Below are 10,868 nucleotides of genomic sequence, written 5' to 3' on the forward strand. Positions count from 1 at the left end.
AACTCACCATGGACCTCACCCTGTTGGGCCTGGCAGGCCCCGTTTCTTCCCAGGCCAGTGGCAGCAAGGGCGCCGCCGCGCCGATCGGTGGCGACTTCGCCCAGCGCCTGGCCGCACTCGGCGGCCAGGCGGCCCCCCTCGACAATACCGGGCGCCCCGCCAATGGCCAGGCCAGCGACACGGCGCTCAGTGATCAGGACCATAGCGAGCCCCAGGACTGGACACTGGCACTGCTGGCCGTTGCCTCATCGGCCCCGGGCCCCCACGGGCAGCCCGCTGCTGACGCAGGCCAGCTGGCGTCATCAGGACTCGGCGCACCAGGCTTGAACGGCGCACCGCGGGACGCTACAGGCGCAGCGCTTGCCGGGCAGCTCCCCGGCGGGGCGCATGCACTGCTGACACAAGGCGGCGCCGCAAGTCAGCAGGCACTACCGCTGGACGTCGCAGCCCAGGCCACACCGGCGCTCGCGACGTCTCCGCCATCAGGGCCGTCGGCGCAGGCTCAGCTTTCGCCCCTGGTTCGGGTCCAGGTCCAGAATCAGGCCCCAGCACTGCAGAGCGCCGCCCTCGACGCCACCGCCGCCACGGAAAATGCGCCCGCCCAGTCACGCCTGGCACAGGACGCGCTCCCGGCGCTGCATCGACTCCCCAGGGCCGAGCATCCGGTGGATCGCGCTCCCTCGGCGGCGCAGCAGGCAGCCATGGCCGCCGGCAGCAATGCGCAGGGTAATTTACAAGGACAGGCACCCGTTGCCCCGGCGGGCCTCGCACCCGGCGCCCTGGCTCCAGACACGTCCGGCTGGATGGCCCAGGGCACAGGGTCAGGCGCTGCGGAACTGCGTCCCGGCGAGATCCTTGCTGGCGCTGCCCGGGGCGAGGCCGACGCTTCGCTGGATGCCGTGCTCTCGCCCACCGCCTCACAGGCACGGGGCGCGTCGCCCTTTGGCTCCTCCCTGGCCGCCGCCATGCCCCCGGGTACCAATGCCTCACTGTCATTCAACCAGGCCGCCTGGCCGCAGCAGCTCGGCCAGACCCTGGCAAGGCTGTCCAGCCAGGGCGGTGCGGGCGAACAGCAGGTCGAGTTGCGCCTGCACCCCGCCGAACTCGGCTCGCTGGGGGTGACCCTCAAGCTGGGCGAGCACGGTGCCCAGGCCCAGTTCTTCTCGGCCCACTCCCAGGTGCGCCAGGCCCTTGAGCAGGCCATTCCCCAGCTTCGCGAAGCCCTGGCCGAACAGGGCATCCAGCTCGGTGACGCCTCGGTGAGCGACCAGGGCGCACAGTTTGGCGGCCAGCAACCCTCGGACTCTCGCGGCCAGCCATCGCTGGCAGCCTCCGGCCAGGGCAAGGGCGAGCCGATGGAGCCGGCCACCACGGCAAGCTCTGCCCCTGACCAGCGCCACGAGTCAGACGATGGCCGCGTGGACATCTACGCCTGACGCATAGGGCTGGACACGCGCCTGACCTGCGCCTGACCCACGCCCTTCCAGGCACCCCCTGCCGCTACACAGCGTGAGCGGCGGGGCTCACCCCACAAATACCCAAGATAGGCACGAACTCGGTGCCTGTTCTCGCCATCGATCGCCGATGCCTGACGGCATACTAAGGTTGCGGCACGCCCGCACGCTAGTACATTACCGCCCCTCGAGGGGCCACAGGCTCAGGACTTCAGGACATGGCGAAATCTCGACGGCTCATCTGGTGTCTGGTGATCCTGGTCATCCTCGCATCCTTCGGTGCCGCGGCCGGGTTCTACCTGCTGTACCAGGAAAAGGCGCACGCAGAATCAGCAGACACCTTCGGCGAGCATATGGCTCAGGCCAGCACCGGCGCGGTTGAAGATACGGCGCCCATCTACCTGAAACTGGAGCCCTTCACCGTCAACCTGGCCGAAGACAACGCCGGACCGCGCCTGTTGTACGCCGGCCTGACCCTCAAGCTCAGCGATGACGCTAGCCTCGAGACGCTGGAACAGCACCGTCCCCAGGTGCGTAACCAGCTGTTGTTGCTGCTGTCGGACCGCGAGGCCGAGACACTGGTCAGCGCATCGGGCAAGAAGGCCCTGGCCGAGGATATCGTCGCCACCCTGGAAGACGTGCTCGGCCCCGAGCGTCCGCGCATCCATATCGATGATGTGCTTTTCACCGAGTTCATCGTCCAATAGGTCGCCCCCATGTCTCAAGACGATCTCCTGTCCCAGGAAGAAATCGACGCACTGCTCAAGGGCGTCAGCGGCGACGACGATGCCGAGGGCGAAGACAATGCAGCTCGAGGGCGCTTGCGCCCCTTCGATCCGGCCAATCAGCAGCGCATCATCCGCGAGCGTCTGCAGGCCCTGGACATCATCAACGAGCGCTTCGCCCGTCACTTCCGCACCGGCATGTTCAACCTGCTGCGGCGCAGCGCCGACATCAGCGTCGACGCCGTGCGCTACCTCAGCTACAGCGAGTTCTCGCGCAACGTGCCGGTGCCCACCAACATCAACATCATCGCCATGAAACCGCTCAAGGGCTCGGCCCTGATCGTGTTTCCCCCGAGCCTGGTGTTCATGGTGGTGGACAACCTGTTCGGCGGTGACGGCCGCTTCGTCACCAAGTCCGAAGGGCGCGAGTTCACCAATACCGAACAGCGCATCATCCAGCGCGTGCTGAACATGGCCATCGATGGCTACAGCGAGGCCTGGAAGTCCGTCTACCCGCTGGACATCAGCTACCTGCGCTCGGAGATGCAGTCCAAGTTCGCCAACATCACCAACTCGCCCAACGAGATCGTGGTCAGTACCAGCTTTCATCTGGAGGTCGGCAACCTCTCGTCCAGCTTCCAGATCTGCATGCCCTACAGCATGATCGAACCGCTCAAGGACCTGCTGACCAACCCGTTGAGCGAGAACAGTCGCGACAAGGACGGCGCCTTCCACCGGCGTATGGCCGGCGAGCTGCGTCATCCAGAGGTAGAGCTGGTGGCCAACTTCGCCACCATCGACTCGCGCATCGCCGAGGTGATGGCGCTGAAGGTCGGTGACATCCTGCCGCTCGAACTGCCCGATACCGTCACCGCCCAGGTCGACGAGGTGCCGGTGATGGAATGCGAATACGGCAGCCAGCGCGACCAGCGCGCCCTCCGAGTCCTGCGGATGTTCGACCACGCCGCCGGTCACCAGCCCAGCAACGCCTTCGTCAAAGGCTCTCGGCCTCCTTCCAAGGAATCGCACCATGACTGACCCCAATAAACCCGACTCCCCTGTCGGCGACGACGACTGGGCCGCCGCCATGTCCGAACAACAGGACGATGCCACCAGCGATGGCGCTGGCGAGGACGACCCCTGGGCCGATGCCATGGCCGAACAGCAGGCCGCCGAGGAGAACCCGGGCGAGCAGGCCCCAGAAGATACCCCTGCCGCAGCGCGCGCCGCAGGAGACAGCGTGTTCCGCCCGCTCGGTGAAAGCACCTCCTCCAGCGCTGCCCGCGAGCTCGACATGATCATGGATATCCCGGTCAAGCTGACCGTGGAGCTTGGTCGCACCCGCCTGACCATCAAGCAGTTGCTGGAACTGGCCCAGGGCTCGGTGGTGGAACTGGAGGGGCTGGCCGGTGAGCCGATGGACATCCTGATCAACGGCTACCTGATCGCCCAGGGCGAAGTCGTGGTGGTCGAAGACCGCTACGGCATCCGTATCACCGAGATCATCACCCCCTCAGAGCGGGTGCAGAAGCTCAACCGATGAACGAGACCACCTCCAGCGCCGCCGTCGACGGACTGGCCCAGGGAGGCGACAGCCTGCTGGGACTGGCCATGCTGGGCAAGACCGCCGCCGCCCTGGCACTGATCATCGCCATTCTGCTGGGCCTTTCCGCCTGGCTGAAGCGGCGGGGCGGCGGCTTTCACGGCCAGCAGTCCCGACTCAAGGTGGTCGGCTCCACCGCCGTCGGTCAGCGCGAGCGCGTGGTGGTGGTTCAGGTCCAGGATCGCTGGCTGGTGCTCGGCGTCGGCGGCGGTCAGGTCAATCGGCTGGACAGCCTGCCCGCCCCGACCGACGAGGCGACGCCCGCCCAGCCGGACGCGCCGCAGGGTGACAGCTTTGGCGAGCGCCTGGGCCAGGCTCTCAAGGCCAACCTTGGTCGGCGAGAGCGGTGATGCGACAGTTGATACTTCTTCAGCGCAGCCTCTACTCCCGTCCCTGGACGCCACTGGTGGCCAGCCTCGGACTGGCCCTGGTTGTCTGTCTGCTGGCTGCCGGCCCGGCCCAGGCCCAGCAGATCCCGGGCCTGATCAGTGAACCCATGGCCGATGGCGGGCAGAAATGGTCGCTGTCGCTGCAGACCCTGCTGCTGCTCAGCGCCATGGCCTTTCTGCCCACGGCGCTGCTGATGATGACCAGCTTTACCCGCATCATCATCGTGCTGAGCCTGCTGCGTACCGCCATGGGCACCGCCTCGACGCCGCCCAACCAGGTGCTGCTGGGCCTCGCGCTGTTTCTGACCGCCTTCATCATGTCTCCGGTGCTCAGCGACGTTTACCAGGACGCCTGGCTGCCGCTGTCCACCGACGCCATCGATTTTGGCCAGTTCATCGAGCTCGCCCAGCAGCCCTTTCGCGAGTTCATGCTGGGCCAGACCCGAGAGCCGGACCTCGCCATGTTTGCCCGCCTGTCCGAGGTCGGCCCCCTGGCCGGTCCCGAGGACGTGCCGTTGCAGGTGCTGGTACCGGCCTTCGTCACCAGCGAACTGAAGACCGCCTTCCAGATCGGCTTCACCATCTTCATCCCCTTTCTGATCATCGACCTGGTGGTCGCCAGCGTGCTGATGTCACTGGGCATGATGATGGTCCCGCCGGTGACCATTTCGATGCCGTTCAAGCTGATGCTGTTCGTGCTGGTGGACGGCTGGCAGCTGATCATCGGCTCGATGGCGGAAAGCTTCTATTTATAGGCCCCCGACGACAGGGCCCCGGCGAAGGCCTACGGGCCCAGACAAGGCGGCGCCAGCAAGGAGACTCGTCATGCATCCCGAAACCGTCATGAGTTTGGCCTACCAGGGCATGCGCGTGACCCTGCTGCTGGGGGCGCCGCTGCTGCTTACCGCGCTGTTCACCGGCCTGCTGGTCAGCCTGTTCCAGGCCGCTACCCAGATCAACGAGATGACGCTGTCGTTCATTCCCAAGATCCTGGCCGTGTTTGCCGTGCTGGTGCTGGCCGGTCCCTGGCTGCTGCAGCTGATCATCACCTTCACCCGGGAGCTGTTTACCAGTATCCCGGCGCTGGTGTCCTGAGCCGGGCCGCCTGCGCTGAAGCCACCGGCCCTATCCCCGAGGCGCCCGCGTCCTGATGGTCGAGATCACCTTCACCCAGCTGCATGCCTGGCTCAGCCTGTTCCTGTGGCCGTTCATGCGCATCACCGCGCTGATGCTGAGCGCCCCCCTGTGGGGCCACAGCGCGGTGCCTACCCAGGCCAAGATCGGGCTGGCCGGTGCCATCAGCGTGGTCATCTCGCCGATGCTGCCACCACTGCCCGATGTCCCGGTGGCCTCCTGGGCCGGCCTCGGCCTGGTGGTCGAACAGCTGATCATCGGCGTGGCCATGGGCCTGTGCGTGCGGATCATCCTGGTGGTGGTACAGGCCACCGGTGAGTTTATCGGGCTGCAGATGGGCCTGGCCTTCGCCACCTTCTTCGACCCTTCCAGCGGCACCAACATGGTCGTGATCTCGCGCTTTCTGTACATGATCACGCTACTGATGTTCCTGGCGGTGAATGGCCACCTGATCGTGCTGGAACTGTTGATCACCAGCTTCGAGACCCTGCCCATCGGCATCCAGCGCTTCAACCCTGAAGCCTTCATCCTGCTGGCCCGCTACGGCGGCACCATCTTTGCCACCGGCCTGCTGCTGGCGCTGCCGCTGGTCGCCCCGCTGCTGACCATCAACCTGGCACTCGGCATCCTCAATCGCGCAGCACCCCAGCTGACCGTATTCAATATCGGCTTCCCCACCTCTCTCAGCGTCGGCCTGGCACTGCTGATGGTCCTGATGACCGACCTCGGTCGCTTTCTGCAGCGCCACTTCCACCAGGGTCTGGATTTCCTGCAGTCGCTGCTCGACACCCTGGCGCCCCTGGCAAGCTGACGGTGCCGGAAGCGATTGGAAGCCAGGCGCGATATCAGACTCGCGAACGACCCCGATCAAGCCGTGACTCACCGGGCTGCAGGCAGCGGCACACCCGAGACCAGGGCGGCTAGCGCCACGCTGATACGATGGACCCCCGATCATCGGCGAGATGCAGGCACGCATGGGCGCTTCACCACACACGGACGAGCAGGACAGGCAGCCCACCGCCCTGACGGCGACCTATGCTTCGACAGACAACCATGCCCCGACAGACGACCAGGCCCCGACAGACAACCAGGCCCTGACGGCGACCGATGCCCTGGCCCGGCTACCGATACTCGCCCCCTGCCTGCCGGAATTTTCCCGCATTCGGCCCTGGCGCCAGCGCCACCGTTGCCGCCCCGCCGCCGTGCTCGGCTGGGGCAACCGGGGGACCACCCGTCGCGCCAGGCGCCTGGCGACGGACAAGGGCCTGCCCTTCGTCGCCCTGGAAGACGGTTTCGTGCGCTCCTGGGGGCCCGCCGACGAAGGCTTCGCCAGCCTCTCCCTGGTGGTGGATCATAGCGGCATCCACTACGACGCCTCCCGGCCCTCCGATCTCGAGACCCTGATCAACCACGCCGACATCGACGCCACCGAGGAAGCACGGGCCAACGCCTTGATGGCGCGCCTGCGGCTCGCCCGACTGTCCAAGTACAACCACGCCCCTGACATCCGCCTGGCCGAATCATCCCGGCCCAGGGTGCTGGTGGTGGACCAGACCCGAGACGACGCCTCCATTGTCGGCGGCCGGGCCTCGGAGGCCACCTTTGTTCGTATGCTTGAACAGGCCCTGGAAAGCCATCCCGAGGCCGAAATCCTGATCAAGATCCATCCGGAGGTGATCGCCGGGCGACGCCAGGGCCACCTGCTGGGGGCCGCCGGCCGTCCCCGCTGCCGCCTGATCACCGACGACATCAATCCCTGGGCCCTGTTCGACGTGGTCGAGGCGGTCCATGTGGTCACCAGTCAACTCGGCTTCGAGGCGCTGCTGGCGGGCCTGCCGGTCACCTGTCACGGCCTGCCGTTCTATGCCGGCTGGGGCCTCACCCAGGACCGACAAGGCTGCGCGCGGCGCCAGCGACGAGCCTCCCTGGCCCGGGTATTCGCCGCCGCCTACCTGCGCTACACACGCTACGCCAACCCCTATACCGGCGAGCCAGCGACGCTGGACGACACCCTGGACCTGCTGGAGGATCAGCGCCGTCAGATACAGCGCGGCGCCGGGCACTGGCGATGCTACGGTCTGTCGCGATGGAAGCGCGGCTTCGTGACGGACTTCCTCGGCCCCCTGTCGCGAGTCGATCAGCTGCCACTGAGCTCGCTGAAATCGACCGATTCATCGTCTGAAACGTCATCCGACCCAGCACCCACGCCAGTGAATCATCTGGTGTGGGGCAGCCAATATCCCCGAAGAGACGATGTCCATCGCATGGAAGACGGTTTCCTGCGCTCGGTGGGGCTCGGCATCGATCTCACTCGGCCGCTGTCGCTGGTCATCGACGGGGCCGGCATCCACTACGACCCCACCCGTCCCAGCGAGCTCGAGCGACTGATCGAGAATGGCGAGTTCAGCCCGCGGGACCATCTGCGCGCACGCAGGCTGATCTCGCGGCTGGTACAACGGGGTCTGTCCAAGTACAACGACGGCCACGACGCCTCGCCCAAGCCCGGTTTGCCAGCGCTGCCCAGCGATCGTCCCCGGCTGCTGGTGATCGGCCAGGTGGAAAGTGACGCTTCGGTACGTCACGGTGCCTGCGAGATCCGCACCAATCGCGCCCTGCTTGCAGAGGTGCGCCGCCGCCACCCCAACGCCTTCCTGCTCTATCGTCCCCATCCAGACGTGGTCGCCGGCGTACGCCAGGGCGAGCAGGTTCCCGCCGAGGCCTACGATGTGCTGGCAGCAGAGGGCAACATCACTGCCCTGATCGATCAGGTCGACGAGGTTCACACCCTGACCTCCCTGGCGGGCTTCGAGGCGCTACTCCGCAATCGCCCGGTGATTACCTATGGCCTGCCTTTCTACGCCGGCTGGGGACTGACCCGGGATAAGGCAGCGACGCCCCCTCGGCGATGTCGGCGCGCCACCCTGGAAGTACTGGTCGCAGCGGCACTGATCCACTACCCCGGGTACGTGGACCCCGCTACCCGCCAGCCGATCAACGTCGAGACCGCGATCACCTTGCTCGAACGCCAACGCCAGCAAGGGCCAAGGCTGAGGCTGTGGCAACGCCTCTACCGACACGTCCGGCGCTATCTGTACGGGCGCTATTGAGACGGAGCGCCAGTCCTTGCCCCTTGCCCCTTGCCCCTTTGCCCCTTTGCCACCACAGGAGGACTCGACAGATGACGGCCCCCCAGCGCCTGATCCTGATTACCGGTGCCACCGGCGCCATCGGCGGCGCCTTGGCGCGCCACTACGCCAGGCCAGGGCATCATCTGGTGCTTCATGGGCGTCGCCAGGACACGCTGGCAGAGATAGGGCAGCGCTGTCGCGACCAAGGCGCCGAGGTCAGCCTGGCGAGCGGCCCCCTGGAAGACAACGACGCCCGACAGGCCTGGCTTGCGGGGCTGTCACGGACGCCGGATATCGTGATCATGTGCGCCGGCATCAACACCGGCGTGGTCGATCGCCGCGACGGCGAATCGCTTCAGGCAGGACGTCAGCTGATGGAAATCAATCTACGCGTGCCGATGGAAATGGCGCGCCAGCTTGCCCCTGCCATGCAGCGTCGAGGCCGTGGCCAGCTTGTCTTCATCAGCTCACTGGCCGCCTGGCATGGGCTGCCGGTCACCCCCAGCTACAGCGCCAGCAAGGCTGGCATCAAGGCCTACGCCGAGGCTCTGCGCGGAGGACTCGCCAGCGATGGCGTCGGCGTCACCCTGGTGATGCCAGGCTACGTGGATTCGGCCATGGCCCGGGCGATGCCCGGCCCCAAGCCATTCATGTGTTCCCCCGAAAGGGCGGCTCGGCGCATTGCCCGGGCCATCGATGCCAATCGTCCCAGGGTCAGCTTCCCGCTGCCACTGTGCCTCGCCACCCAGGGGCTGACCCTGTTGCCGCCGAGGCTGGCACAGGCCTTGATGCGATGGTTCGGCTACGGCGTGCCCTGATGTCGTCTGAGCAAGACATCAAGGCAGCAGTGGCCACATAGGCCCCTGCTGCGAACGCCCGAATTTCATCAATCACGTCGGTATTGACACCACTCTTGCCGGTAAAACGCCAACTCTCCCTCACACAAGCATTATCCGCACAGGATTTCGCACCCCAAAAGCCATGATGCTTAACAATGACCGTCACTCATTCCAAATCATGAAGTCGACGTCATCGACCACTGATCTTCATGATCGCCTCGTCAGTGTCAGGTGCTACCCCAGACAGCCTGGCAGGAAGCCGGCTTCGCCCATCAAGGATGATCCTATGCACGAGCCACAGTTCTCCCCGCCCCCCAAGACTCCCCGCCATGCCGCCTCGATGCTGCGTGCCTGGCGATCCCTGCCCCTCGCCCAGACCCTTGGCAGCGCCTCGTCGAGTGCCCTTGCACTTGACGTCGACCTCGCGCCACTCGACCAGAGCGCCACCACCTTCGTCGGCACCCTGGAAGATCGCCCCCTGACCCTGGAGTTGCTCGGCCAGCAGGCGGTGACAGGAGGAAGCCGTGTGTTCGTGCGCATCAATGACAGACCCGTCACCCTGAGGCTACCTGCGGGCAGCACCCTGGCAGAGGTCGATGGTCAGACCCCGGTGGTGCTCAGCGACGGCGAAGGCAAGGTGCTGCTCGCCGGGCGCCTCGATGCGCTCGGCCGTGATGGCACCCTCGCCCTGGCCGATGCACTGGGCCTGCTGGAACTCGACCAGACCCTGTACGGCGCCCAGAAACAGGCTATGGTCCAGAACTTTCGGCCGGTCACCCAGCGCATCGACGCCACCATGGCCCCACTCGGCGACGGTCCCTATCAGCGTCCGCCGGGGATAAGTGTCTGGAGCACCGCCGAGATCGGTGATCTCGACGGCGATACCCGAAGTTCGGACTACTCCGGCGATGGCAAGGTCGCCCTGCTGGGCATCGACTACCGCTACCACAACCTGCTGGTCGGCGTGGCCGCCGGCAAGAGCGAGATGTACCTGGACGGACAAAGTGGTGGCCACACCGACCTGGGCGGCGAGATGGTCGCGCCCTACGCCGCCATCGCCCTGCTGAACGACCGCCTGGTGCTAGACGCTACCTTGCTGTTTCAGGACCTGGACGGCAGCGCACGACGCGACTATCTGGTCGAAGGCATCGATCTCGACGGCGATCGCTGGGGAGCACGCGGCGCCGCCACCTACCACCTGCCGAGCTATCAGCTGACGAGCCAGCACCGGATCGACTCAAGCCTGACCCTGGGCGGGACCTATCTGGATGACGATGTGGATGGCGACTACCTGCAGGGGGAAACCGACTACGGCGAAGAAACCGGCGAAGTCTTTGCCGGCGTTCGACTGGGTGCCGACGTCTTCACCGGCCGCCTGTTCGCCGGCCTGCTCTACCACTACGACGTGTCCAGCGACGTGGACGACGACGCCGACTTTCTCGAAGGGAGCGATGACGATCGTACCGTGCTGGAGCTCGGTGCCACCCAGCGACTCGGCCCCGGCGTGGGTTTTACCCTCGCAGGCCAGACGACACTGGGCAGCAGCGCTACCGAATACGACGTGATCAGCGTCTCGCTGTCCTACGACTTCTAGGC

Annotated in this window: 11 protein-coding genes; all 11 read left to right on the forward strand. The window is 66.1% G+C overall.

All coding sequences use genetic code 11. The annotated features are described in order from the left end of the window. The first annotated feature begins 8 nt into the window (after positions 1-8). The 11 genes from NFH98_RS19415 to NFH98_RS19465 all read left to right on the forward strand — a co-directional run bounded on the left by NFH98_RS19415 (position 9) and on the right by NFH98_RS19465 (position 10,866). The gene (locus tag NFH98_RS19415; RefSeq protein WP_348827251.1) at positions 9-1,436 is read left to right on the forward strand and encodes a flagellar hook-length control protein FliK; all 1,428 of its coding nucleotides are present in this window, start codon (positions 9-11) and stop codon (positions 1,434-1,436) included. Between the two features lie 236 nt (positions 1,437-1,672). After that, positions 1,673-2,161: a flagellar basal body-associated protein FliL gene (gene fliL, locus NFH98_RS19420; protein ID WP_045992438.1), complete on the forward strand. Its 489-nt coding sequence runs from the start codon at positions 1,673-1,675 to the stop codon at positions 2,159-2,161. A 9-nt stretch (positions 2,162-2,170) separates the two neighbouring features. Continuing rightward, positions 2,171-3,217, forward strand: a complete 1,047-nt coding sequence (gene fliM, locus NFH98_RS19425; protein WP_045992439.1) for a flagellar motor switch protein FliM — start codon at positions 2,171-2,173, stop codon at positions 3,215-3,217. After that, entirely contained in the window at positions 3,210-3,722 is a 513-nt protein-coding gene (gene fliN, locus NFH98_RS19430; RefSeq protein ID WP_348827252.1) for a flagellar motor switch protein FliN, read from the forward strand. Before fliM ends, fliN begins: the two co-directional genes overlap by 8 nt. Further along, a complete protein-coding gene (gene fliO, locus NFH98_RS19435; RefSeq protein ID WP_045992441.1) occupies positions 3,719-4,132 on the forward strand; it encodes a flagellar biosynthetic protein FliO in 414 nt (137 codons plus the stop codon). Before fliN ends, fliO begins: the two co-directional genes overlap by 4 nt. Further along, positions 4,132-4,926 (forward strand): flagellar type III secretion system pore protein FliP, encoded by a 795-nt coding sequence (gene fliP / locus NFH98_RS19440; protein ID WP_045992442.1) that lies wholly within the window; start codon positions 4,132-4,134, stop codon positions 4,924-4,926. Before fliO ends, fliP begins: the two co-directional genes overlap by 1 nt. A gap of 70 nt (positions 4,927-4,996) precedes the next feature. Next, positions 4,997-5,266, forward strand: a complete 270-nt coding sequence (fliQ, locus tag NFH98_RS19445) for a flagellar biosynthesis protein FliQ (RefSeq protein WP_045992443.1) — start codon at positions 4,997-4,999, stop codon at positions 5,264-5,266. 55 nt (positions 5,267-5,321) lie between these two features. Further along, positions 5,322-6,116, forward strand: coding sequence for a flagellar biosynthetic protein FliR (fliR, locus tag NFH98_RS19450; RefSeq protein ID WP_108448597.1), 795 nt, complete (start codon positions 5,322-5,324; stop codon positions 6,114-6,116). Between the two features lie 163 nt (positions 6,117-6,279). Further along, positions 6,280-8,412 carry a capsule polysaccharide biogenesis protein gene (locus NFH98_RS19455; protein WP_349623055.1) on the forward strand — a complete coding sequence of 711 codons (2,133 nt, stop codon included), beginning with the start codon at positions 6,280-6,282 and terminating at the stop codon, positions 8,410-8,412. 71 nt (positions 8,413-8,483) lie between these two features. After that, complete coding sequence (locus NFH98_RS19460) at positions 8,484-9,251, forward strand: SDR family NAD(P)-dependent oxidoreductase (RefSeq protein ID WP_222568679.1); 768 nt, start codon at positions 8,484-8,486, stop codon at positions 9,249-9,251. A gap of 307 nt (positions 9,252-9,558) precedes the next feature. Beyond that, positions 9,559-10,866 carry an autotransporter outer membrane beta-barrel domain-containing protein gene (locus tag NFH98_RS19465; RefSeq protein ID WP_349623056.1) on the forward strand — a complete coding sequence of 436 codons (1,308 nt, stop codon included), beginning with the start codon at positions 9,559-9,561 and terminating at the stop codon, positions 10,864-10,866. Positions 10,867-10,868 lie beyond the last annotated feature (2 nt).

It is taken from the genome of Halomonas sp. H33-56, from assembly GCF_040147035.1.
Classification (GTDB): Bacteria; Pseudomonadota; Gammaproteobacteria; order Pseudomonadales; family Halomonadaceae; genus Halomonas; species Halomonas litopenaei.